This is a genomic window from Pedococcus sp. P2_F6, assembly GCF_056403675.1.
Genome location: NZ_JBFUEZ010000003.1, coordinates 57028 through 80441 on the forward strand (window position 1 = coordinate 57028; position 23414 = coordinate 80441).

The 23414-nt window shown below is 70.7% G+C and carries 26 protein-coding genes; 8 read left to right on the top strand and 18 right to left on the bottom strand.

Going from position 1 to position 23414, the window contains the following annotated elements; genetic code table 11:
• Positions 1–7: 7 nt before the first annotated feature.
• The 3 genes from AC1DWP_RS08160 to AC1DWP_RS08170 form a co-directional block, all read right to left on the bottom strand.
• Entirely contained in the window at positions 8–496 is a 489-nt protein-coding gene (locus AC1DWP_RS08160) for a YbjN domain-containing protein (RefSeq protein ID WP_477613969.1), read from the bottom strand.
• Positions 493–1806 carry a D-inositol-3-phosphate glycosyltransferase gene (gene mshA, locus AC1DWP_RS08165; protein ID WP_477613970.1) on the bottom strand — a complete coding sequence of 438 codons (1314 nt, stop codon included), beginning with the start codon at positions 1804–1806 and terminating at the stop codon, positions 493–495. The genes AC1DWP_RS08160 and mshA overlap by 4 nt, the downstream gene beginning before the upstream one ends.
• A 62-nt stretch (positions 1807–1868) precedes the next feature.
• Positions 1869–2660: a hypothetical protein gene (locus AC1DWP_RS08170; protein WP_477613971.1), complete on the bottom strand. Its 792-nt coding sequence runs from the start codon at positions 2658–2660 to the stop codon at positions 1869–1871.
• A 45-nt stretch (positions 2661–2705) separates the two neighbouring features.
• On the opposite strand from AC1DWP_RS08170, the gene AC1DWP_RS08175 reads away from it, so the two are divergent.
• A complete protein-coding gene (locus AC1DWP_RS08175; protein WP_477614606.1) occupies positions 2706–3509 on the top strand; it encodes a class I SAM-dependent methyltransferase in 804 nt (267 codons plus the stop codon).
• Here AC1DWP_RS08175 and AC1DWP_RS08180 read toward each other — a convergent pair.
• The 7 genes from AC1DWP_RS08180 to AC1DWP_RS08210 form a co-directional block, all read right to left on the bottom strand.
• Complete coding sequence (locus AC1DWP_RS08180; protein WP_477613972.1) at positions 3491–3874, bottom strand: phosphomannose isomerase type II C-terminal cupin domain; 384 nt, start codon at positions 3872–3874, stop codon at positions 3491–3493. The two genes, AC1DWP_RS08175 and AC1DWP_RS08180, sit on opposite strands and share 19 nt — an antisense overlap.
• Positions 3871–4209 carry a DUF2516 family protein gene (locus AC1DWP_RS08185; RefSeq protein WP_477613973.1) on the bottom strand — a complete coding sequence of 113 codons (339 nt, stop codon included), beginning with the start codon at positions 4207–4209 and terminating at the stop codon, positions 3871–3873. Before AC1DWP_RS08185 ends, AC1DWP_RS08180 begins: the two co-directional genes overlap by 4 nt.
• Positions 4210–4225: 16 nt before the next feature.
• Positions 4226–4651: a D-aminoacyl-tRNA deacylase gene (gene dtd, locus AC1DWP_RS08190; RefSeq protein ID WP_477613974.1), complete on the bottom strand. Its 426-nt coding sequence runs from the start codon at positions 4649–4651 to the stop codon at positions 4226–4228.
• 6 nt (positions 4652–4657) lie between these two features.
• Positions 4658–5638 carry an asparaginase gene (locus AC1DWP_RS08195; RefSeq protein WP_477613975.1) on the bottom strand — a complete coding sequence of 327 codons (981 nt, stop codon included), beginning with the start codon at positions 5636–5638 and terminating at the stop codon, positions 4658–4660.
• 190 nt (positions 5639–5828) lie between these two features.
• Entirely contained in the window at positions 5829–6527 is a 699-nt protein-coding gene (locus AC1DWP_RS08200) for a hypothetical protein (RefSeq protein ID WP_477613976.1), read from the bottom strand.
• A 1-nt stretch (position 6528) separates the two neighbouring features.
• The gene (locus tag AC1DWP_RS08205) at positions 6529–6966 is read right to left on the bottom strand and encodes a helix-turn-helix domain-containing protein (protein ID WP_477613977.1); all 438 of its coding nucleotides are present in this window, start codon (positions 6964–6966) and stop codon (positions 6529–6531) included.
• A gap of 157 nt (positions 6967–7123) precedes the next feature.
• Positions 7124–7963, bottom strand: coding sequence for a beta-keto acid cleavage family enzyme (locus tag AC1DWP_RS08210; protein WP_477613978.1), 840 nt, complete (start codon positions 7961–7963; stop codon positions 7124–7126).
• A 154-nt stretch (positions 7964–8117) separates the two neighbouring features.
• Between AC1DWP_RS08210 and AC1DWP_RS08215 the strand changes: the two genes are divergently transcribed.
• Complete coding sequence (locus tag AC1DWP_RS08215; protein ID WP_477613979.1) at positions 8118–9536, top strand: tyrosine-protein kinase domain-containing protein; 1419 nt, start codon at positions 8118–8120, stop codon at positions 9534–9536.
• Positions 9537–9603: 67 nt separating this feature from the next.
• On the opposite strand, the gene ygfZ is transcribed toward AC1DWP_RS08215, so the two are convergent.
• Positions 9604–10662, bottom strand: a complete 1059-nt coding sequence (ygfZ, locus tag AC1DWP_RS08220; RefSeq protein ID WP_477613980.1) for a CAF17-like 4Fe-4S cluster assembly/insertion protein YgfZ — start codon at positions 10660–10662, stop codon at positions 9604–9606.
• Complete coding sequence (locus AC1DWP_RS08225; protein ID WP_477613981.1) at positions 10647–11063, bottom strand: Fur family transcriptional regulator; 417 nt, start codon at positions 11061–11063, stop codon at positions 10647–10649. The genes ygfZ and AC1DWP_RS08225 overlap by 16 nt, the downstream gene beginning before the upstream one ends.
• Before the next feature lie 81 nt (positions 11064–11144).
• Here AC1DWP_RS08225 and AC1DWP_RS08230 point away from each other — a divergent pair, with 81 nt between their 5' ends.
• The gene (locus tag AC1DWP_RS08230) at positions 11145–12167 is read left to right on the top strand and encodes an LCP family protein (RefSeq protein ID WP_477613982.1); all 1023 of its coding nucleotides are present in this window, start codon (positions 11145–11147) and stop codon (positions 12165–12167) included.
• Between the two features lie 15 nt (positions 12168–12182).
• On the opposite strand, the gene AC1DWP_RS08235 is transcribed toward AC1DWP_RS08230, so the two are convergent.
• From AC1DWP_RS08235 to AC1DWP_RS08245, 3 genes are read right to left on the bottom strand one after another with little or no spacing between them, the layout of a single operon-like run.
• Positions 12183–13127 carry a hypothetical protein gene (locus AC1DWP_RS08235; protein WP_477613983.1) on the bottom strand — a complete coding sequence of 315 codons (945 nt, stop codon included), beginning with the start codon at positions 13125–13127 and terminating at the stop codon, positions 12183–12185.
• Positions 13127–13714: an arsenate reductase/protein-tyrosine-phosphatase family protein gene (locus AC1DWP_RS08240; RefSeq protein WP_477613984.1), complete on the bottom strand. Its 588-nt coding sequence runs from the start codon at positions 13712–13714 to the stop codon at positions 13127–13129. The genes AC1DWP_RS08235 and AC1DWP_RS08240 overlap by 1 nt, the downstream gene beginning before the upstream one ends.
• A gap of 9 nt (positions 13715–13723) precedes the next feature.
• On the bottom strand, positions 13724–14221 hold the full coding sequence (locus AC1DWP_RS08245; protein ID WP_477613985.1) for a heme-binding beta-barrel domain-containing protein: 498 nt from the start codon (positions 14219–14221) through the stop codon (positions 13724–13726).
• 122 nt (positions 14222–14343) lie between these two features.
• Between AC1DWP_RS08245 and AC1DWP_RS08250 the strand changes: the two genes are divergently transcribed.
• Complete coding sequence (locus AC1DWP_RS08250; RefSeq protein ID WP_477613986.1) at positions 14344–14712, top strand: DsrE family protein; 369 nt, start codon at positions 14344–14346, stop codon at positions 14710–14712.
• Between the two features lie 285 nt (positions 14713–14997).
• On the opposite strand, the gene AC1DWP_RS08255 is transcribed toward AC1DWP_RS08250, so the two are convergent.
• Together AC1DWP_RS08255 and AC1DWP_RS08260 are read right to left on the bottom strand one after the other, a co-directional pair.
• Positions 14998–15861 (bottom strand): hypothetical protein, encoded by an 864-nt coding sequence (locus tag AC1DWP_RS08255; protein ID WP_477613987.1) that lies wholly within the window; start codon positions 15859–15861, stop codon positions 14998–15000.
• Between the two features lie 7 nt (positions 15862–15868).
• On the bottom strand, positions 15869–16189 hold the full coding sequence (locus AC1DWP_RS08260; RefSeq protein WP_477613988.1) for a MoaD/ThiS family protein: 321 nt from the start codon (positions 16187–16189) through the stop codon (positions 15869–15871).
• Positions 16190–16310: 121 nt separating this feature from the next.
• Here AC1DWP_RS08260 and AC1DWP_RS08265 point away from each other — a divergent pair, with 121 nt between their 5' ends.
• The gene (locus AC1DWP_RS08265; protein ID WP_477613989.1) at positions 16311–17015 is read left to right on the top strand and encodes a winged helix-turn-helix transcriptional regulator; all 705 of its coding nucleotides are present in this window, start codon (positions 16311–16313) and stop codon (positions 17013–17015) included.
• A 157-nt stretch (positions 17016–17172) separates the two neighbouring features.
• On the opposite strand, the gene AC1DWP_RS08270 is transcribed toward AC1DWP_RS08265, so the two are convergent.
• Positions 17173–19080 carry a bifunctional metallophosphatase/5'-nucleotidase gene (locus tag AC1DWP_RS08270; protein WP_477613990.1) on the bottom strand — a complete coding sequence of 636 codons (1908 nt, stop codon included), beginning with the start codon at positions 19078–19080 and terminating at the stop codon, positions 17173–17175.
• Between the two features lie 99 nt (positions 19081–19179).
• On the opposite strand from AC1DWP_RS08270, the gene mshD reads away from it, so the two are divergent.
• The 3 genes from mshD to AC1DWP_RS08285 are packed head-to-tail and all read left to right on the top strand — an operon-like array spanning position 19180 to position 23386.
• Entirely contained in the window at positions 19180–20163 is a 984-nt protein-coding gene (gene mshD / locus AC1DWP_RS08275) for a mycothiol synthase (protein WP_477613991.1), read from the top strand.
• Positions 20160–22421, top strand: coding sequence for an RNA degradosome polyphosphate kinase (locus AC1DWP_RS08280; protein WP_477613992.1), 2262 nt, complete (start codon positions 20160–20162; stop codon positions 22419–22421). The genes mshD and AC1DWP_RS08280 overlap by 4 nt, the downstream gene beginning before the upstream one ends.
• Entirely contained in the window at positions 22418–23386 is a 969-nt protein-coding gene (locus AC1DWP_RS08285) for an NUDIX hydrolase (protein ID WP_477613993.1), read from the top strand. The genes AC1DWP_RS08280 and AC1DWP_RS08285 overlap by 4 nt, the downstream gene beginning before the upstream one ends.
• Positions 23387–23414: the final 28 nt, after the last annotated feature.

Here is a 23414-nt window from a genome sequence, read left to right on the forward strand (position 1 = left end):
CCACCGCTCAGTCGTGCTCCAGCAGGTGGCGGAACGCCTCGAGGTTGCGCAGCGACTCCCCCCGTGACACCCGCCAGTCCCACTCCTTCTGCATGCTCGTCAGGAAGCCGATCGCGAGCAGCTCGTTGAAGTGCGCGTCCGCGGCTTCCAGCACGACTCCCAGGACCTGGTCGAGGTATGCCGCGTCGACCCCGCCCGCGGGGACGCGTCCGGTCACGTAGACGTCGCCGGACTTGTCGACCGAGTAGGCGAGCCCCGGAAGGCGCAGGTTCTTGCGCAAGAGGTAGCGGTAGAAGGTCTCGTGGTTCTCGTCCGGGTTGCGAATGACGAAGGCCGACAAGGAGAGGGCGTCAGCCCCCACCACCAGTGAGACGACGGTCTTGAGCTTCTGCTCGCCCGGGAGGGTGAGGACGAACTCACCCTCGCGGGCACCCTGCTCCCACTCGATCTCGGCCCCAGCGAGGTATCCCTCGATCGCGGACACCAGCTGGCTCACGGGACCACCGCCGCAGGCACCCCGGCCAGTGAGCCGTTGGGCGAGGGAGTGTCGTTGGAGTAGCTCTTGGCCCGACACGCTTCGACGTAGACCTCGTAGAGCCGCTCGGTCGTGCGGTCCCAGCCGAACAGCGCCGCGTGCTGCACCGCCTTGCGGCTCAGGTCTTCTCTTCGCTGCGGGTCCAGGAGCAGGGACTCGAGGGCCAGGGACCACGTGTGGGGGTCGTGGCCGTCGACCAGGATCCCGGCATCCCCGACCGCAGTGGGCAGACCGCCGACATCGGCAGCGACGACCGGGGTCCCGCACGCCTCCGCCTCGACGGCGACCAGCCCGAAGGACTCCGAGTGCGACGGCACCGCCACGAGGTCCGCGGCGCGGTACCAGTCAGCCAGGTCGGTCCTGGGCACCGGCGGCACGAACCGCACCTGAGCGCTGATGCCGAGTCCCTCGGCCAGCTCCTGCAGCCCTCGCGGGTGCGCCAGGCCGGAACCGGACGGACCGCCGAGCACGGCGACGACCAGCTCGCCGGACCAGTGCGGGTGCCGCGCCAGGAGCTCGGCCGCCGCCTTGATGAGCACCTCGGGCGCCTTGAGGGGCTGGATCCGTCCGACGAAGAGCAGCACCTTGGCGTCCTGCGGCAGGCCTACGGCGGCACGCGCCGCGCGAGGGTCACCCGGTGAGAACAGCGACAGGTCCACGCCCGGAGGCACCACGACCACCTTGTCGGGCTCCGCGGCATACAGGTCGATCAGCTCGTGGCGCTCGCCCAGGGTGTTGGCGATGAGGCGGTCCGCCGCCTCCACGACCTGGACCTCACCGATCTCGCGGCCAGGGGGCTCGGGAGTGTCACCGTCGGCGAGGTGGAGGTTCTTGACCCGCGCCATGGTGTGCATGGTGTGGACGAGCGGCACCTGCCAGCGGTCGGCGGCCAGCCACCCCACCTGGCCGGACAGCCAGTAGTGCGAGTGGACCAGGCTGTAGTGACCCTCGGCCTCGTGGGCTCCGGTGCGCATCACCCCGGCGGCAAAGGCACACAGCTGCCCGGGGAGGTCGTCCTTGCCGAGCCCCTCGTAGGGACCCGCGGTGACGTGACGGACGGTGACGCCCGGCTCCATCTCGACCGTGGGGGGCAGGTCAGCCGTCGTGGTCCTGGTGAAGATCTCGACCTCGACGCCGCGCCTGGCCAGCTGGTGCGCCACCTCGACGACGTAGACGTTCATCCCGCCCGCGTCACCGGTGCCCGGTTGCTCCAGCGGGGAGGTGTGGACGCTCAGCATCGCGACGCGGTCGATGCGTTCGCAGCAGCCCATGTTGCGAGTCTGCCACGCAGCCGCTGGGGCCCACGACGCCGGTGGTCAGCCCGGCGCCGTGCTCAGCCGCGCGATCGAGACGGCTGCGGCGCCGGACGGGCCTGGGACGACACCGACAACGAGCACGAGTCGGACCAGACGTGGATGTCGGTGCGCCCGGCCGCCCGGATGTCGACGCCTCGAGCCACCCGCTGCGGGCCGACCCCGATGTCGGTCCGCAGCAGGGTCGTGAAGACCGCCCGCCCCTCGACCGCTCCCGGGTCGATCCAGGCCGCCGAGTCGCGAAGGTTCACGGCGGGGAGGCCGGGACGGATGCCGACCGTCAGGGGTTCGCGGTCGAGGTGCCAGACGACTCCGTCGGCACCGTTGACCGAGGCGCCGACCCTGATCAGCCCGCCGGCCGACTCGATCCGTAGCGTCACGGGCAGCGAGCGCGACCCGTCGCTGAGCCTGCCGAAGTACGTCGCCCGGCCCGGCAGGAAGACCAGCTCGGTGATGGTCAGGTTGTCGTAGCTGCGGGTGACCCGCTCCTTCGTCCCGGCTGCGTCCGTCGTGGCACTCCCCTCGACGGCCGACAGCATCGACCCCCCGATCACGGTCTGGAGCAGCAGGTCGTTCTCGCGGTTGATCCGCAGTCCGTCCGAGTAGAGCGACACGGTCACGCCGCCACCCAGGGTCGCCACCCCCTTGGCCTCGGCGTCGACCGTCAGCAGGCCCGGAGCGACGTCGACGAAGCCTTCGCCGTGGCCCAGCCAGCCGGGCACGTTGGTGACGAGGCCGAGCAGCGCGAGGGCGGCGAGCGAAGCCACCAGCGCGACCATGCTGCGGCTGATGTCACGCTCCCGGCCTCGCACCTGCCCAGCCTAGGGTGCGTCGCCGCGTAGGCTGCGCGCGTGGCTGTGCAGCGACCGGTGGGCACCATCACCCGCGGCACCACCAACCCCAACCGGTTGCGCCGGGTCGACCGCTGGTTGGCCGGCCCCCAGGCCTGGCGCCTGCGGCGGGCCGTCGGTGTGCCGGTCGTGGTGGACCTCGGGTACGGCGCCTCCCCGGTGACGGCTGTCGAGCTGCACGACCGCCTCCAGCCGGTGCGTCCTGATGTCCAGGTCGTGGGGATCGAGATCGAGCCTGAGCGGGTGGCGCTGGGCCGGCCCCTCGAGCGTGAGGGGCTCTCGTTCCGGCTCGGTGGTTTCGAGGTACCGATCGACGGGCGTCAGGCGACCATCGTGCGCGCGTTCAACGTGCTGCGGCAGTACGACGAGTCAGAGGTGGCCGAGGCGTGGGCGACCGTCCAGCAACGGCTCTCCCCCGACGGCCTGCTCGTCGACGGCACGTGTGACGAGCTCGGTCGACGCAGTGCGTGGATCGCCGTCGATCGGACGGGCCCCGTGTCGTTGAGCCTGTCGTGGCGACTGCGGGGGCTCGACCGCCCCTCCGACATCGCCGAGCGGCTGCCCAAGTCGCTCATCCACCGCAACGTCGACGGGGAGCCGGTCCACAGGTGGCTCCAGGCGCTGGACAGGGCATGGAGCCACGCGGCTCACCACGCGAGCTTCGGCGTTCGGCAACGCTTCCTGGCGGCGGTGGACGCCGTGCGTGAGGACGGCTGGCCGGTCCAGGACGGGCCGGCGAGGTGGCGCCTCGGCGAGGTCACCGTCGACTGGTCGGCCGTCGCCCCCGCGGGTCAGGCGTCGCGGGCGTAGTCGTCCTCGAGGCGGACGATGTCGGCCTCGTCGAAGTCACCGAAGGCGATCTCGAGCAGACGGCCCGGCTGGTCGCCCTTGTTGGCCATCCGGTGCACCGCGTTGCACGGCACCCAGACCGGCTCGCCGGGCGCGGCAGTCCACGTGCGGTCCCCGACGGTGACCTCGATCGGGACGTCCAGGACCTGCCAGAACTCCCCGCGGTGGTCGTGGGTCTGCAGCGACAGCCGGTGGCCCGGATCGACCGTGATGATCTTGACTGTGACGGGCTCGTTGGCGACGAACTGCTGGAAGTTCCCCCAGGGCCGCTCCACCGTGAAGATGCCATCGCGCGGGTCGGGCAGGGCCGACATGTCTCGGGTCACCACGGTCCGTACGGCCCCATGTGCTGCCCTCCGCGGCCGCTGCCGCTGACCTGCTGCAGCGCTGGACGCACGTCGGCGAGGTAGATGCCCGCCCCGACGATGGCGATGAGCCCGACCGAGAACAGGGTGATCGAGTTCGCCACCGAGATGAACCCGAGCAGGACCGCGACGCCCGTGACGATGGTCCAGAACTTCTTGGTGCGCTTGCCTGCCGCGATGAACGCGTCCGGGCGGTGGCGCATGGCGTCGACCAACGCGAAGACTTCGGCCGCGAAGGCCGCGAGACTGAGCAGCAGGATCACGATGCCCTGTGCGGAACCGAGCGCGGAGAACATGTGCACAGCCTAAGGGTCAGACGTCCACGACCAGGGTGACTGGACCGTCATTGACGAGGGTGACCTCCATCATGGCCCCAAACCGGCCGGTGGCAACCTCCACCCCTCGAGCACGGAGGGCCGCGACGACGGCGTCCACGAGCGGCTCCGCGACCGGGCCCGGCGCCGCGTTGCTCCACGACGGCCGCCGCCCCTTTCGCGTGTCGGCGTACAGCGTGAACTGGCTGACGACCAGCACCGGCGCTCCCTCGTCGAGCACCGAACGCTCGTCGCGCAGGATCCGCAGCTCGCTGATCTTGCGGGCCAGCGCCTCGACCTGGTCGGGCCCGTCGTCGTGGGTCACACCGACCAGCGCCACCAGCCCCGGCCGGTCGACTGCTCCCACGACCTCGCCCTCGACCGAGACGGAGGCGCTCGTCACCCGCTGCAGGACGGCGCGCACGTCGCCTCAGATGTTGACGGCGACGATGCCGCCGACGACCTCGCCGTGCCCGAGCACGGGAGAGTTCTCGAGCTGGGCCAGGGCGGGCGACTCGACGCCGAGCCGGCGCAGCGCGGCGGCCAGGATGACCGGCTTCGCCCGGGGGTAGCCGTCGGCGACCTTGACGGCCACGCCGCGCCCGTCAGCCAGCCCCACGGCATACACGGACTCGGCACCGTCCTTGGCGATGAGGCCGGGGGTGGCCTCGATGAGGGCGGTCACGTCACGGTCACTGCCCCCGAGGTATGCCGGGTTGGCACGGATGGCGTCGGCGACCTCGCCCTCGTGCGTCGCCGGGTCGGCAGCGGCCATCCGGCCGAAGGCCCGGGCGAGCCCCGCGAGCGTCACGGCCATCACCGGCGCGCCACAGCCGTCGACGGCCACTGCCGTGATCTCGTCACCCGTCAGCTCGGCGAGTGTCCGCGAAATCGCTTGCTGCAGTGGGTGATTCGGGTCGCGGTAGGTTTTGGTGTCCCAGCCGTTGACGACACACGTGGCCAGCATCGCCGCATGCTTGCCAGAGCAGTTCTGCATGATGGGCGTCTTGGCCCCGCCTGAACGGATCACCGCCTCGCGCGCCGCCTCGTTGACCGGGTAGTCCGGCGTGTTCTGGAGGGCGGCCTCGGTCAGTCCCGCAGCGGCGAGCATCTCGCGCACGGCCTCGACGTGGAACTCCTCGCCGGAGTGGCTGGCGGACGCGAGCGCGAGGTGCGCGGGCGGCACACGCAGCCCTGCGCGCACCATGGCCAGGGTCTGGATCGGCTTGTTCGACGACCTCGGGAAGATCGGGTCGTCGACGGCACCGAGTGCCAGCAGGTGGCTGCCGTCCGGGGCGGTGGCGACCACGGAGGCGCGGTGCGCGGACTCGACGAAGCCTCCGCGCACGTAGTGGGCGAGGACCGGCGCGTCGTCGAGGGCGGGTGGGGTGGCTGTCTGCGGCGTGCTCACCCGGCGAGCCTAGCCACCGACCACCCGACCTCCCCCGCCCCACCTTTATCGGGTCAAGGGACAAGGGCGTGCTTCACCCTGGAACGGTTCCGGGGTGAAGGTCACCGTTCCGGGGTGGAGCGCCTCAGCCGGGACAGGCAAACGGCCCCCTCCCGGATCACGGGAGAGGGCCGATTGGCTGGAGGGTTGGTCAGTCGCCGACCTTCGTGGCGGCCGTGGTGGCAGCCTTCTTGGTGGCGGTGGCCGTCTTCTTCGCGCTGGTGGTCGCGCCCTTGGTGGCGGACGTGCTCTTGGCGGCGGCCTTCTTCGTGGTGGTCGCGGTGCGCTTGGCGGCGGTACGCGTGCGGGTGGCGGACTGCTTCACCGCGGTGCCGGCCTCCGTGGCCTCGACGACGATCGAGTCGGCGATGGCGTCGGCGGCGACAGCGGCCTCCTTGCGACCGGTGGTCAGCGTGGCCTTGGCCGAGCGCTGGATGTCCGTGGCGGACTTGCGCACGGTCGTGACGGCACCCTTGCCCAGGGCGAAGGTTGCCTCGGCCTGCGCGAGCAGGTCCTTGGTCGACTTCTGGGTGCGGACGCGCTTGACGAGCTTCTCGCCACGGGCAGCGACGGTCTCGTAGGTCTCCTGCGCCTTGCCGGCCAGCTCGAGGCTGCGGTTGAGGGCGAGGGCCGGGAGCTCCTGGGCCTGCTCGGCAACCTCGGTCACGCGGACCTGGGCCTTGGTCTGCAGCGCGGCGGGGTCGAGGTCGACACGGACGCCGGTGGCCTTGACGGTGGCCTTGACGCGGGCGTCGCGCACCTTCTCGACGGCGAGGTCGGCCAGGCCGACTGCGGCGAAGACGGGAGTGGTGTCGGTGACGGTCTTGCGGATGTCGGCAACGAATGCCATGTCATGCTCCTTTGTTACGAGGGGTCTTGGTACGGGTGGTGCCGGGCTTGCTGGTGCCGGGCTTGCTGCCGACGCCCACGAACGAGTCGTAGATGTCGAGCAGCGCCGCCTTCTGACGGTCGGTGAGCTGCGGGTCGGCGCCGATGACGGCCCTGGTGTCGAACTCGGCGCCGGGCGTCGCATGGGCGTCGCCGTGGCGCTCGTCGAGGATCCCGGCCCGGACGTAGAGCGACTCCGCCGAGACCTCGAGGCCCTTGGCGAGCTGCTGGAGGATCTCGGCGCTGGGCTTCTTCAGGCCCCGCTCGATCTGCGAGAGGTAGGGGTTGGACACACCGGCGAGCTCGGAGAGCTGGCGCAGCGAGAGCCGGGCGGACTGACGCTGCTCGCGCAGGTAGTCACCCAGGTTGTTGCCGGGGAGCGGCAACGGGATTCGGCTCATGCCCCCAGTGTGCTTGCTCCAGTTAGCAGAATGCAAACTGGAGGCAGCGTGTTCCCCATCACAGGGTGACTTCCTGCGCGGAGATCGTCACCAACCAGTGCCTGCGGCGGCTCCGTGACGACCGGCTGGCAACAAGTCGGGGACTCGGGTGCCGGTCTCAGCGGCGGTCCTTCACGCCCAGCATGAGGCGCGCGTCCTCGGTCGACAGCGCGGGGCGCTGCATCACCTCTGCGAGGTGCGCGGCCCGCTCCACGAGCTGGGAGTTGTGCTCGACGGGTATGCCGCGGGCGAAGACCACGTTGTCCTCCATCCCCACCCGCAGGTGGCCGCCGGCCGCGAGGGCCGCTGCCGCGACGGGCAGGTGGCTGCGACCGATCCCCGTCGCGGACCAGGAGGTGACCTCAGGCGGGAGCATCGCCACGCCGGCCAGCAGCGCAGCGGGTGTTCCCGGCATACCTCCCGGCACACCGGTCACGAAGTCCACGTGCACCTTGCCGCCGAACGGGAGGCCGTGGGTGTCGATGAGGCGGGCCAGCGACGCGACGTGGCCCAGGTCGAAGAGCTCGAACTCGGGGACCACCTCGCGCTCCTGGGCCTGCACGTAGAGGTCGGACATGAAGCCGTAGGGGTTGAGGAAGACGTCGTCGCCGAAGTTCGTGGTGCCGCACGTGAGCGAGCAGGAGTCGGGCTCTGCGTCCAGGACCGTGAGCCGCTGGTCGAGCGGGTCGTGCACGCTGCCCCCGGTCGAGAGCTGGATGACCAGCGAGGTCCGCTCCCGGAGTGCCTCCACGGCGGCCTTCAGGTGACCTGGGTCCAGCGTCGGCCGGTGCTCGCCGTCACGGATGTGCAGGTGGATCATCGAGGCACCCGCCCGCTCACACGCCACGGCCGTCTCGACGAGCTCGTCGAGCGTCGTGGGCAGCTGTGGGAAGTCGGCCTTGGCGAGTTCCGCACCGGTGGGCGCGACGGTGATCAGGGTGCCGGTCGTGGGAGCCATGGGCGCCATCATGGCAGCCACGCCCAGCGCCATCACCACGGCCGCTCCAGCAGCGGAAACCCGGCTCCTCAGGCGTTGTGTGGGAGACTGTCGGCGCTCACAGCCGAAACCAACCGGGGCCCATCGACCGCGCCCCGACAGTGAAAGCAGGACCGTGGACCTTCACGACTACTACCGGGTCGTGCGCAAGCGCTGGCGTGCCATCGCTGCCGTGACTCTCCTGATGGTGGGCCTGGCTGCGTTGCTCACCCTGTGGAGCCCCAAGACGTACCAGGCGCGCACCCAGCTGTTCGTGTCCACCTCGGGCGGTCAGGACTCCACCCAGCTGCTGCAGGGCAACACGTTCACCCAGCAGCGCGTCAAGTCCTACTCAGACCTGATCACGACGCCGACCGTGCTCGATCCGGTCATCAAGAGCCTCGGACTTTCCGGCACTGCCGACCAGCTCGGCTCCCGCATCACGGCCAGCGTCCCCCTCGACACCGTCCTGATCGACGTGCTCGTGTCGGACGGCAACCCCGAGCAGGCCGCGCGAATCGCCAGCGCCGTGGGGAAGCAGTTCTCGACCAGCATCCTTGAGCTCGAGCGCGTCAACGACGACTCCGTGAGCCCGGTCAAGGTGTCGGTCGTCCGGCCGCCGTCGGTGCCCGTGAGCCCGATCAGCCCGAACCCGGTGCGCAACATCGGCCTCGGCGTGGTCCTGGGTCTGCTCGTCGGACTCGGCGTCGCCCTGCTCCGCGACACCTTCGACACCTCCATCAAGAGCGAACGCGACGTGACTGACGCGGTCGACGAGACGATCATCGGCGGGATCACCTACGATCCGGAGGGCCCCAAGAACCCGCTCATCGTGCAGTCCGACCCGCACGGACCCCGCGCCGAGGCCTTCCGGGCCCTGCGCACGAACCTGCAGTTCGTCGACGCCGCCAACCACCCTCGCTCGATCGTGTTCACCTCCTCGCTCCCCGCCGAGGGCAGGACGACGACGACGGCCAACCTCGCCATCAGCATGGCTGCCGCAGGCGCCCGGGTCTGCATCATCGAGGCGGACCTGCGTCGACCGCGGCTGCTGAACTACATGGGTTTGGAGGGTTCAGTCGGCCTGACCAACGTCCTCATCGGCCAGGCCGACCTGGTGGACGTGCTCCAGCCGTTCGGCGACACGGGAGTCCAGGTCCTCGGCGCCGGTCAGATCCCGCCCAACCCCAGTGAGCTGCTCGGGTCGGAGACGATGTCGCGCACCATCAGCCGGCTCGAGGAGATGTTCGACTACGTCATCATCGACGCCCCGCCGGTCCTGCCCGTCACTGACGCCACCGTGCTGAGCACCCTCACCGGGGGGGTCGTGCTCGTGGTCGGCTGCGGAGTCGTCAACAGTGAGCAGCTGACCCGGGCCCTGATGTCCGTCCACGCGGTCAACGGCAACGTCCTGGGCCTCGTGGTCAACAGGATCCCGACCCGTGGCGCGAACGCCGAGAGCTACTACTACGGCGAGGGCTACGCACCACTCACCCAGGCGCGCAGCCGCAAGGAACGCACCCGCGACCGCCACGCCCACGCCGTCAAGGTCTGATCCTTCACCGTCGCCTGCTCGGGCGACTACCGCACGACCAGCGCGCGAGCGGCGCGCGGCCAAGCGACTAGGGCGCGACGACCACGACCTGGCTGGCGCTGACGCCGTCGATGTCGAGGACGTCGTCCACCGGGGTGTTCCGCTTCACCAGCGCCAGTCCGACCGGGCCGTCCTCGAAGTGCCTGGCCACCGAGGTCAGCTGACCCACCTGACGGTCACCGGCCATCACCGCTGCGCCGCGATCGGGCAGCGTGTGCCCCGACCCGTCGAGGTGCAGGAAGACCAGTCGCCGCGGCGGGCGACCGAGGTTGTGCACGCGAGCCACCGTCTCCTGGCCTCGGTAGCAGCCCTTGTGCAGGTGCACCGCCGTGCGGAGCCAGTCCACCTCGTGGGCGATGGTGCGGTGGTCGGTCTCGAAGCCCAGGCGCGGACGCCAGGCCGCGACGCGCAGCGCCTCGCAGGCCCACGTGCCGGCGAGGTCGCGGTCGGCGACCGCCTCTGCCAGTCCCGGCCGCTCGACCAGGACCTCACGCCAGGTGCGCCCGAGTGCCGGGTGCCCCTCGACCGGTCCGTATGCCGCGGTGTCACCCACGAGGTCGGGCCAGGGGTCTCGCCAGGCCAGGCGCTCCCCGGGCTGGGACTCCAGCCCTGACGGCTCACCGAGGACGGCCCACTCGGACGTCACGTCGGCCACCTCGACCCTGAGCATGAAGCGCATCGAGTCCAGCCAGCCGACCAGGGCCGCCGACCGTCCGGGCTCGGTGGTGATCCACGTCGTCTCACCGTCGTCGACGAGGTGGAGGTTGTGCTCTACGTGGCCCTTGGGTGTCAGCACCAGCGCCTCGCGTGACTGCCGCGGCCCCAGGCCCGTCAGCTGCTGGCTCGTGATCGAGTGGAGCCAGGACAACCGGTCGGGTCCGGTCACGGTGACGACCCCCCTGTGGGACAGGTCGACGACGGCCAGCCCCTCGGAGAGGAGGCGCTGCTCTCGGAGGGGATCGCCGTAGTGGGCGGCGACCCCTGCATCGGGACCGTCACCCTCCACGGCACCGCCGTGGCCGAGCAGCACGGAGGGCGTCACCGCCGGCATACCGGGCTCGGTGGTCGTCCCTAGCGCGTCGCGCATGTGCCGCACTCTCCGTGGATCGCCATGTGTGTCACGTCAGCAACAAAGCCGGAACCGGCCAGAACATTCCCCGCGAAGCCCTCGGCGTACTCCTTGGGGCACTCCTGCACGCGGCCGCAGGTGCGGCAGACGAGGTGGATGTGGTCGGCGTGGTCTGCGAGGTGGTAGCTCGGCGCCCGGTGGTCGAGGTGGGTGTGTCCCACGACCCGCAGCGACTCGAGGGCGTCCAAGGCGCGGTAGACGGTCGACGGCGCCAGGGCCGGACCCCCGTCGCGGGCCACCTGGGCGACGACGTCCTCGGGCGTGGCGTGCCCCAGCTGGGCGACGGCGTCGAGCACCCACTGCCGCTGCGGCGTCATCCGCCGCCCCTGGGCCCGCAACCGCTCGCCGACGTCTTGCACCATCCCACTCTACGGTTCTGTGACGGGCCCCTCGGGCGAGTTCTGTCACGAGTGCGCTCGGGCGCTACCTACACTGTCCGGGTGCTCGACCAATTCGCAGACACCCAGTCCACGCCCCCGAAGGCGCCCCAGAAGCGTTCGCGCCTTCGGCGGACCCTGGCCGTCATCCTGGCGCTCGTGGTCCTGATCGTGGTCGGGGGCATCGCGGCATACCTGCTCTTCCTCAACCACACGGTGACCGCAAACGTCCAGCACGAGTCCCTGCTCCCGACACCGGGAGTCAGCGGTGCCGCGCCCGCCCCGACGAAGAAGCCCGCGGCGAAGCAGGCGCAGAACATCCTGTTCATCGGGTCCGACGCCCGGGCAGGGCTGGCCGGCGCCCGTTCCGACGTCATCGTGCTCATGCACGTCGCGAGTGACCGCAAGACCGTCACGCTGGTGCACTTCCCGCGCGACCTCTACGTCAGCGTCCCCGGCCACGGCAAGGACAAGATCAACGCGGCCTTCGCCTACGGGGGTGCGCCGCTGCTGGTCCAGACGCTCCAGGGCCTCGTCGGGGTGCCGATCGACCACGTCACCCTGGTGGGCTTCGAGGGCTTCAAGAACATGACCGATGCCGTGGGCGGCGTCAACGTGTACGTCGAGGAGTCGAGCAGCTCGGACGGCTACACGTTCACCAAGGGCTACCAGCAGATGACTGGTGCGGAGGCGCTCGCCTTCGTCCGCGAGCGCAAGGATCTCAGCGAGGGCGACATCTCGCGCGGCCGACGCCAGCAGGCCTTCATCAAGGCCCTGATGCTCAAGTCCCTGAGCAAGAGCGTCCTGACCAACCCGGTCAGGTTGGCGCAGTTCGTGGAAGCGGGCACGGCGAACCTCACGGTCGACGACGCCTTCACGGTGAGCAAGATGCGCAGCGAGGCCTTGTCCCTGCGCAACCTGCGTGGTTCGGACATCGCGTTCGTGACGGCGCCGTTCACCGGTTTCGGCACCTCACCCGCCGGTGCGTCCATCGACATCGTCGACGAGCCGGGGATGCAGGCCCTCGGCGAGGCGCTGCAGAACGACGCGATGGGCACCTACCAGGACGTCACCCACACGCCGTAGCGGCGTCAGCGGCGGTCAGCTCTTCTTCCAGGTCGCGAGGTTGCCGCCGGCGAGGTAGACGGCGTCTCCCACGAGGAGCCAGCCGGAGCCGGACGTCACCGACAGCGCGACGGTTCCCGGCTCGACCTTGGTGAGGTCTGCCTCAGCACAGCCCAGGGCCGAGGTGGGCTTGGCGGCGTCGACGACCGCGACGCCGCTGCACGAGTCCGCACCGGGGAGCGCGACGAACGCGCGGCCCTTGGCGTTGAGCGCCAGGGCGAGCGCACCGGCAACGGTGGCCGACGTGTCCCAGCGCCCGCCGGAGGTGCTCACCCTCACCCGTCCGTCCGGGCACAGGGCTGCGGCGCCGCTGTCCACCACCGCAAGGTCGATCACGGGGCCGGAGCCACACGGTTTGCCCGTGCCGCCCGTGGGCAGACCGATCGAGGCGGCCGCCCTCGGGTCGCGGAACCACGCATCCTTCACGACCACCGAGTCCCCGAAGTCCGCGTCGAGGGCACCTGCCTGGCGAATGGCCGGGGTGCAGTCGGTGGCGGAGTCGGCGCCGACGACGAAGGCCGAACCGTCGGGTCGCACGCGGACGCGGACGATGGCGTCATAGGGGACCGACCGGGGGCCCCAGGTCGCTCCGGCGTTGCGGGTCAGCTCGAGCTTGGAGCCGCCCGACTTGCAGGTGCCCGTCGTGAAGCGGAAGGCGCTGTTCTTGTCGAACGCCACGACCCCCTGCGTCAACGGGGCGACCTCGACGCTGGGCGCGCTCGGGTCCGACGTGGTCGTGCCGCCCGTGGACGTACTCGTCTTGGAGGATGACGCCGAGCCGACCACGCCGGTGTTGATGGTGGAGCCACCCTGGTCGACCGGCTGACGCGTGCTGTTGATCGCGAAGGCCACCAGCAGCACGTCCACGACCAGGAAGGCGCCCAACCCGACGATGCCGGCTCGTTCACCCAGGCGGGGCATCACGGCCTCCCGAGGGCTCGGGCCACCGCGGGCAGCGAGCCCATGATCTGGCCGGTCATGGCCTCGAAGACCTGCGGGGGCCGGCGGTACGGGTCGACGATGTCGGCCTCGGCGTCACTCAGCGGCGCCCGCATCCCCCGCTGGCCTGCTGCCAGGGCGACGACGCGGACGATGTGCTCTCGGGCCGAGTCGGACGGGATCTGCACGACCGAGTCCTCCAGCCCCGAAACCAGGTCGGCGAACTCGCGGAAGGCGAAGACGTAGCGCAGCGCCTTGGGGTGCAGCATGGCCACCTTGCCCCGGTGTGCGCGGGTGGCGGTGAGCACGATGTCCGCCTCGGCGACCATCGACTGTGTGAGGTCGCGAGCGAGGAAACCGTTCGCGGCATACCCCTGGCTCTCCAGGTGCGCCCGCGCCTGGTCCTCCATCGCGTGGCCGGGCAGCGCGCCGGTGCCACCGCTGGACACCTCGACGGCGCCAGGGCCCCACGATCGGTCCAGCTCCGCCTGCAGCGCGCGTTCGAGGAACGGCGACCGGCAGATGTTGCCGGTGCAGACCGTGAGGATCCGCGCTGGTGTCGACGACATCGGTGGGCCCTAGCCGACGCGCTTGAGCTCGGCGGACAGGTGGCTCTGGAGCGGCTGACCGACGGCGGCCATGTCCATCGCCCACATGAGGTTGGAGTTGACCAGGCCGTAGAGCCGGGTGGCGGCGTTGTACTCCTTGGCCTGGGGGCTGCGCAGCACTCCATCGGTGCGCAGCTCGATCTTGGCCGGCTCGGCCTTGCCGTAGTAGAGCTCGACGATGCCCGTCGGGTGGGTCAGGAGGAACTCGACCTCGCCGTCGGGGAAGGGCCGCCAGAAGCCGAGCTCGGTCGCCAGCGGTCGCACCTTGTCGCCCGCCTCGTTGAGCAGCCAGGTGCGGCTGTGCCACGCCAGGAACGGGCGGCCGTCGTGCGTCACCTCGATCTCCTGCCCGAAGTTGGCCGACTCGATCGTGGGGTAGCCGACGACGCCGGCGCCCTCCCAGCGGCCGATCAGCCAGGCCAGGGGCGCGAGCTCGCGCGGGAGGTCGGGGTCGAGGGTGAACTGCATCAGCGCGGCGTCTTGACCAGGCGGTAGACGACGAATCCCGCAAACCAGGTGATCACCACGGCCGTGAGGGCGAGCAGGGAGATGTAGAACGTGTGCACGCGCCAGATCGTAGCCTGTGGACCATGACAGACCCGCGCACGCTCGTCATCAAGGTCACCTGTGGCACCGAGTCGCTCGAACGCCTCAACCAGGCATTCACCGTCGCCGCCACCGCCGTGGCCAGCGGGGTGGACGTCAGTCTGTGGCTCACGGGGGACGCGTCGTGGATGGGCGTGCCCGGTCGGGCGGAGGCGGTCGAGCTGGCCCACGCCGCCCCTCTGGCGGACCTCCGCGACGCCGTGGTGGCAGCCGGGACGGTCACCGTGTGCGGCCAGTGCGCGGCGCGGCGCGACCTCAGCGACGCCGACCTCGTGCCCGGCGTGCTCATCCGTGGGGCGGCGGCGTTCGTCGAGGAGGTCACCGCGCCCGGGGCCCAGGCCCTCGTCTACTGACCGCAGCGAGCGCCCGACGCCAGACCCACGGCCTGGGTATGCCGCGTGCCCACCTCCCAGCGCGGGAAGGGTCGCCACGCCCTGCGACTTGTTGCTCCCCGGTGGTCACCAGACCCCCGATCCGGGCCCTGGGTGACCACCAGCCGGCAACAAGTCCCCACCCCTGCGACTTGTTGCTCCCCGGTGGTCACCAGCCCCCCGATCCGGGCCTTCCATGACCACCAGGCGGCAACAAGTCGCGGCGCCCGCGCCCGCCGTGGGGCACCCTCGCCGGAAGTGCGGTGCTCAGGCGACGAAGTAGCGGACCACGAGGTAGGCGACCACGCCGACGAGCAGGGATGACGCGGCAGCCACGGCTAGCTGGGCCCGTGGCATGGCCGTCGCCGGCAGTGGAGCCAGCACCCGCCGCGCCGCGTGTGAGATGGCGGCCGCGAGCAGGCCGAGCAGTGCTGCCGGCCCCGGCATCGGGTCACCGGCCACGAGGGAGACGACGACCGCTGCGCCACCCCCGAGCAGCATCGCGATGAAGAGCGCCCACTGCCGCAGTCGGGCGATGGAGACGCAGGGATCGGCGAGGGCACCGACTCCCAGTCCGGCCATCGCCGTCGCGAGGGCCGGCTCTCCCGCCAGGACGTGCGGAATGGGGGCGAGCGTGGTGCCCGCCGAGATGATCGCCAGCCCTGAGATCGTGGCGGCCACCGACTCGGTCAGGCGCGGGCGGCCGTCACGGCGCATCAGCTGGTGCAGGAAGGCGACGATGACCGCGACGGCGAGCGCGGCCGGCATCCACTCGAGGTACGGGTCGTGACGCGTCAGCAGGGCGGTCCCCGTCATGAGCAGCGTGCCGATGGCCAGGACGGCGCTGGTGCCGCGGGGACTCGGCAGGCTGAGCAGCAGCGGCCATCCCCAGGCGAGCACCAACCCGGCCAACGCCACGGCGAGCGCCACGAACTGGGGGCTCGCATAGCCGGTGAGTGCCACCAGGGCGGCAAAGGCCACCGTCGCCGCGATCGACAGCGGTCGCGGGAGCAGGGCTCGTCGCGGCAGCGCAGGCGGGGCGGTCTGGGCATGGGCTCGACGCTCGCGCCGGGTCAGCGGGACGGCAGGGTTGTTGGGCGCCTGCTCGGGGACGTCGGACACAAGGGGCATCTTCGCATCACCCCCCGGCGAAGGGAGGCAGTACCTCCAGCACCGAACCGTCCGGGAGGGGGTCGTCGCGGTGCGCCGCCCGGCCGTCGAGGAGCAGCGTGCTCACTGCCGTCACCGGCGCCAGCCCGGGGTGGAGCGCGTCGACCACCGCCACGGCCTCGGCGATCGTTGCGCAGTCACGCACGAGGTCGGTCTCCACGCCGGCGGCAGCCCGGGCGCCGGCCCAGTACCGGACCGTGGCACTGCGGACCGTGGCACTGCGGACCGTGGCACTGCCAACCTCGGTCGAGCCGACGGTGACCGTCGGCGCATCGTCGTCACGCGGCATACCCACGCTCCTCTCAGGCGACTCCTGTCGCGCTCTTCTCGTGAGCTCTTCCCGTGAGACAAGGGTCTCACCATGTGTGCACTGGCCCGCCGGGGGGCCCTCGCCCGTATCCTTTCAAGGCATGGCCCGTCTGTTGCTGCTGACGAACGCCTTGGCGCCCAGCGCCGAGGTGCTTCCGGCACTGGGTCTGCTCACCCACCACGTGCGCATCATCCCGGCCGAGCCGACTGCGCTGGTCGACGCCCCACCCTGCGATGCCGTCCTGCTGGACGCCCGCCGCGACCTGGCGGTGGCCCGCTCCCTGTGCCGCGTGCTCCGTGCCACGGGGATGTCCGTGCCCCTCATCGCCATCCTCACCGAGGGCGGCCTGGCGGGCATCACGGCCGAGTGGGGGGTCGACGAGGTCCTGCTCGAGTCCGCCGGCCCCGCCGAGGTCGAGGCCCGGCTTCGGCTGGCGGCAGGCCGACTCGTGGACACCCAGGAGCCCGAGGACGTCCAGATCACCTCGGGCGACGTCACGATCGACGAGGCGACCTACTCCGCACGTGTCCGTGGACGGCTGCTCGACCTGACCTACAAGGAGTTCGAGCTCCTCAAGTACCTCGCCCAGCACCCGGGTCGCGTGTTCAGCCGGGCCCAGCTGCTTCAGGAGGTCTGGGGCTACGACTACTACGGGGGCACCCGCACCGTCGACGTCCACATCCGCCGGCTGCGGGCCAAGCTCGGCTCCGAGCACGAGGTGCTCATCGGCACGGTGCGCAACGTGGGCTACCGGTTCGTCCCCGCCGAGGACCTCCCCCGCGAAGACGCACACGCCGACGCCTGAACCCGTTGCGCTGCAACGCTCCGCGACCCTCAGCCCCTGAAGCCAGCTGCACACCGAAGGCGCCCCTCCCGTTCCCGGGAGGGGCGCCTTCGTCGTTGCCGTATGCCGCGTTGCCGCGTCAGTGCGTATGCCGCGTTGCCGCGCCCATGCGTGGTGCTCAGTTCTTCGTGATCCGGGCGTCCGCGACCGGGCTGTACGGCGAGTGCGCCTGCAGGTAGTTCGCGAAGGCGTCGATGTCGAGGCCGCCGAAGAACCTGCCGGTGCCGACCCGGAAGCCGGGAAGGCCGTCTCCACCGTCCGCGACGAAGTTGTTCGTCACGACGCGGTAGCTGGCCGTGTCACTGATCTCGGCACCACCCAGGGTCACCGGCCCGAGAACTCGGCCCGTGGGGGTGTCGCTGTAGCTGTAGGCGAAGCCCGCCGACACCTGCAGGATGACCGGCCTGGCAGTGGTGTTGGGCGAGGTCGTCGCACCACCACCCCACTGCTCGCGCAGGATCTCCTTGATCTGTGCGCCCGTGAGCGACACCGAGACGAGGTAGTTGTTGAACGGCTGCACCTGGAAGGCCTCGTCGTAGGTCACCTCACCGGGGGCCTCGTTCCACGACTTGTTCGCGTAGGTGAGGTTGGTGCGGATGCCACCCGGGTTCATGAAGGCGATCACCGGGGTCTGGCCACCGGTGATGGTCGACGGGTCGGCCAGCTGGGCGTCGGCGATGAGGTCCCCGAGCTTGGACTCGCCGGCAGAGCTCGCCGACGTCGTGATGTCCGTGCTGATCGAACCGAGAACCTTGCTCGCGATGGGGGCGATGAGGGTCTTGTAGTCGGCGATGATCTTGGTCTCCGCCGCGTCCTTGAGGGCCGGATCGCGGGTGACGATGACGTTGCTGCCGGCCACCGAGCTGCGCACGATGTCCTGGGTGCGACGGTCGAAGGTCAGCGTCGTCTCGGTCACGAGACGGCCGAACGAGGACGCCGACGTCACCAGGCGCGGCTGCCCTGCCGGGTCGGGGATGCTGCAGACGTACGGCGTGTGGGTGTGGCCGCTGACGATCATGTCGATCTGCGGGGACAGCGCCCTCGCGATCGGGATGATCGGGCTCGCGCTGGTGTTGGGGTTCAGGCCCGTGCTGGTGCCCGTGGGGCAGGCCGAGTCGAACCGGTTCTCCAGACCGCTGGCCGGGTTGGTGTGGGGCCCGCCGGGGTAGGTCGCGGTCCGCAGGGGGACGCCACCCTGGTGGATGAGGACGACGATCGCCTTGACGCCCTGCGCCTCGAGCTGGGGGACCAACGCGTTCGCGGTGTCCACCTCGTCGGTGAACTCCAGTCCCTCGATGCCCGACGCGGTCACGATGTTCGGCGTGTCCTTGAGGGTCATGCCGATGAAGCCGACCTTGGCTCCCTTGAAGTTCTTGACCCACGTGGCCGGCAGGATCGTCTGGCCGGTCGCCTTGTAGCGGACGTTGGCCGCGAGGATCGGGAAGGACGCCCCCGCGAAGCTCTTGCCACCGGGGCAGGAGTCCTGGTTGGCCGCGCCGGCGCCGTCGTCGAGGCAGCCACCGTTGGCCAGTCGCTGCAGCTCCTTGTACCCCTCGTCGAACTCGTGGTTGCCCACGGCTGTGACGTCGAGGCCCAGGCTGTTCATTGCCTCGATGCTCGGCTCGTCGTGGAACGCGGCCGACAGGAGCGGCGAGGCTCCGACGATGTCGCCCGCTGCGACGGTCGCGGTGTACGGGTGTCCCTGACGCATGGCCTTGAGGTGTCCCGCGAGGTACTCGACTCCACCGGCGTTCACCGTCGTGGGGGTCACCGCGTAGGTGGTCACGCCGGTGTTCGGGTTCGTGCTCGACGTCTCGGTGTAGGTGTCCGAGGTGATGATCCGGCCGCCGGAGCCCGACGGGGGCTCGAGGTTCCCGTGGAAGTCGTTGAACGACAGCAGCTGGATGTCGATGGTCGGCCCGTTGGGGGCAGCGGACGTGCTGCCTCCCGTGAAGGCCGCACCGGTGGCCGCGAGGGCGGCCACGGCCACGACGCTGGATAGGCGTCGGGTGCGGGATGAGGTCATGTGTGCGTCCTTGTGCGGGAGGAAAACCGGCGGTAGCCGGACCTGTGCACGCTAACCGCGGATCTTTGGCGAGGGAAGATGCATGGTGCAATGTTTTACGTGCCCTTGACTCCCGTCCGCCTCGCCGACACCTTGACCGCCAGCCAAGTCGCCCAGGTTCATGACCTGCAGCGACGTGCCGCCGCTGTGGACGGCGTCGCTCCCGTGTCGGAGCAGTCGCTGCTGTCCCTCGCCACACCGAGTGGCCGGGTCCGCCACCTGCTCGGGTATGCCGGTCGGCAGCTTGCGGGGTACGCCCAGCTCGACTCCGCCGCCGGGGACGACGGCTCGGGTGAGCTCGTCGTCGACCCCGACTTCCGGGGTCAAGGCATCGGTCGCGCCCTCGTGGACGCGGTCCTCGAGACTGCGCCCGGGGCCCGGCTGTGGGCCCACGGCCAGCTGCCGGCCGCTCGGGCCCTTGCTGCCAGCGCGCAGCTCACGGCGGTCCGTGAGCTGCACAAGATGGCCCGACCGCTCACGGAGGCAGACCGCGAGCCCGCGGCGAGCGCGCTGCCGCCCGGTTTCACGGCACGGTCCTTCGAGGCCGGCCGCGACGAGGAGGACTGGCTGGCGACCAACGCCGCGGCCTTCGCGCACCACCCCGAGCAGGGGCGCCTGACGCTGGCCGACCTCCGGGAACGGATGGCGCTCCCGTGGTTCGACGCGGCCGGGTTCATCCTCGTCGAGGCCGACGCCGCCACCAGGGATCGGTCCGCAGGGGCGGTCGCAGCCTTCCACTGGACCAAGGTCGACCCCGACGAGCGCTCGTCCGTCGACCCGGCCAGACCGGCGGGTGAGGTGTACGTGGTCGGCGTGCACCCGGCATACCAGGGACGAGGTCTGGGGCGGCCGGTGACGGCGCTGGGGCTGGCCCACCTCGCGGGGCTGGGACTTCCCGAGGTGGTCCTCTACGTCGACGGTGACAACCAGGCCGCGATACGCACCTACACGGGGCTCGGTTTTCGCAGCATCATGGTCGACGTGATGTATTCGCGCGCTGTTCAGCCGGCGCGTTCACCCGGCACTGTCAGGATGACGCCATGAGTGTGACGACCCGCCCCGCGGACGAGCCCGAGATCTTCGACGGCGATGAGTCCGGCCACGAGGTGTCGATCGCCAGCGCGCAGCCGCGGGCGTCCAACGGGCGCTTCATGCGGGTCGTCCACGCCGCGGGGGGCCAGGACGACAGCGGCCTGCCTGCCGACCGGTTCCTCGACCGCGAGATCTCGTGGCTTCAGTTCAACGAACGCGTCCTCCAGCTGGCCGCCGACGAGTCGGTGCCGCTGCTCGAGCGCGCGCGGTTCCTGGCGATCTTCACGTCGAACCTCGACGAGTTCTTCATGGTCCGGGTGGCCGGGCTCAAGCGTCGCATCGCCACCGGCCTGGCCGTGCGCTCAGCCTCAGGTCTCGAGCCCCGTGAGGTCCTCGAGCAGATCTCGCTCGTCGCGCACGAGCTGCAGGCTATGCAGACCCTCGTCTACAAGGAAAAGGTGCAACCCGCCCTCGAGGAGGAGGGCATCTCGATCGTCCGGTGGGACGAGCTGAGCGAGACCGAGCAGACACTCCACTCGGGCCTGTTCACGGACCGCGTCTTCCCGGTCCTCACCCCCTTGGCGGTCGACCCGGCCCACCCGTTCCCCTACATCTCGGGGCTGTCGCTCAACCTCGCGGTGGTGCTGATCAACCCCAAGACGGGCAAGGAGCACTTCGCCCGCGTGAAGGTCCCACCCCTGCTGCCCCGGCTGCTGCACATCGAGCCCGAGGCCGGCGAACCGTCGACGTCGGACCTGTTCAGCACTCGGTTCGTGCCGCTCGAGGACGTCATCGCCTCCCACCTCGACATGCTCTTCCCCGGCATGGAGGTGCGGGAGCACTTCACCTTCCGGGTGACCCGCAACGAGGACCTCGAGGTCGAGGAGGACGACGCCGAGAACCTCCTCACCGCCCTGGAGAAGGAGCTCACCCGTCGCCGGTTCGGGCCACCGGTCCGTCTGGAGGTGGACGAGACCATCGACGACCACGTGCTCGACATGCTGGTCCGTGAGCTCGGTGTCACGGACAGCGAGGTCTACCGGCTCCCGGCTCCCCTCGACCTGCGCGGGCTCAACCTCGTCGCGGACCTCGAGCGCTCGGACCTGCGCTACCCGCCGTTCCGTGGGCAGATGCACCCCGACCTCGCGCCCGCCGAGAGCTCCAAGCCGTCGGAGATCCTGCCGATCGTCCGCGACAAGGACGTGCTGCTTCAACACCCCTATGACTCCTTCTCGACCTCGGTCCAGGCCTTCATCGAGCAGGCGGCAAACGACCCCAACGTGCTCGCCATCAAGCAGACCCTCTATCGCACGAGCGGCGACTCCCCCATCATCGACGCCCTCATCGACGCCGCCGAGTCCGGCAAGCAGGTGCTGGCCATCGTCGAGATCAAGGCGCGCTTCGACGAGAAGAACAACATCTCCTGGGCCCGCAAGCTCGAGCACGCGGGCGTCCACGTCGTCTACGGCATGGTCGGGCTCAAGACCCACGCGAAGCTCTGCATGGTGGTGCGCCAGGAGCAGGACGGCAGCCTGCGCCGCTACTGCCACATCGGCACCGGCAACTACAACGGCAAGACCGCCCGCCTCTACGAGGACTTCGGCCTGCTGACCTCCGACCCGCAGGTGGGCGACGACCTGGCGCGCCTGTTCAACCAGCTGTCCGGCTTCGCCCCCCGCAGCAAGTTCAAGCGACTGCTGGTGGCACCGAGGTCCGTCCGGTCCGGGCTGCTCGAACGCATCGACGCCGAGATCGACCACGTGGAGGCAGGGCGCGGGGGCCTGGTCCAGCTGAAGCTCAACTCGATCGTCGACGAGCAGCTCATCGACGCGCTCTACCGCGCCTCGCAGGCCGGGGTGGTCGTCGACATCTGGGTGCGCGGCATCTGCTCGCTGCGCCCGGGCGTGCCGGGGCTCTCCGAGACCATCAGGGTGCACTCCGTCCTCGGGCGCTTCCTCGAGCACTCACGGGTGTTCCTGTTCGGCGGTGGTGGGGAACCCGAGGTCTACATCGGCAGCGCCGACATGATGCACCGCAACCTCGACCGCAGGGTCGAGGCGCTGGTGCGCCTCGCGGACCCCCAGCACATCGCCGACCTCCAGTCGCTGATGGCCCGCGGCATGAGCGACACCTACGCCCACTGGCGGCTGACCGGCGACGGCCGGTGGACGCGGGTGAACTTCGACGAGGACGGCGAGCCGCTCGCCGACCTGCAGAGCGCGATGATCGAGATGCACGCCAAGCGTCGCCGCAAGGCCCGCCGGCGTTGACCGCCCCGATCCCAGCCGCGGGCACCGTCCCGTGGCGCCGCCGACGCGGTCAGCTCGAGGTCGCGCTGGTGCACCGACCGAAGTACGACGACTGGTCGTGGGCCAAGGGCAAGCTCGACCCGGGCGAGGAGTGGCCGGTCGCGGCCGTGCGAGAGACGCTCGAGGAGACGTCGCTGGCCGTCGGGCTGGGTCGGCCGCTGCCCGGCGCGGAGTACACCGTGCTCGACGCAACGGGCCAGCCGGCGACCAAGGAGGTCCGCTACTGGGCAGCCGAGGCCACCAGCCCCGCCGGGCCGTTGGTGAACGAGATCGACGAGGTGCGCTGGCTGGACGTGGTCGCGGCGTCTGACCGCCTCGACTACGCCCGCGACCGTGACCAGCTGCGCGCGGTGGTGCGGGCCGACAACGTCGGGACCCTGACCACCTGGCCGTTGGCCCTCGTGCGTCACGCCCATGCGGTGGGGCGCGGCTCGTGGGCGCAGGACGACCAGCTGCGCCCCCTCGACGCCACCGGGCAGGAACGCGCGGCGGGCATCGCACCGCTGCTCGCGGCATACGGCGTCAAGCGGTTGGTCAGCTCGCCCTCGGTGCGCTGCGCCGACACCCTGCGCCCCTTCGCGGCGCGGCTCGGGGCGCCGATGCGCACCAAGGACGGCCTCAGCGAGGAGGGGTATGCCGCGGAGCCGGCTCGCGCCCTCCGGCACCTCGAGCGGCTGGTCGAGCGGGGTGCCCCCGCAGCGCTGTGCAGCCACGGACCGGTGCTCCCGGCGCTGCTCGGTCTGCTGCTCGCCCAGGTTGCTCCCGACGAGCCGGAGGCCGACCTGGCCCAGGCAGCGCTGAGGGCTGCGGCCCGCGACAAGATGGCCAAGGGAGAGGTCCTCGTCGCCCACCTCGTAGGTACCGGAGCGGCCGCGCGCGTGGTGGCCGTCGAGCGCCACCTTCCGCCGCACCACGCCCGCGGCTGAGCCCGTGCTGACGCACTCCTGACCTCTC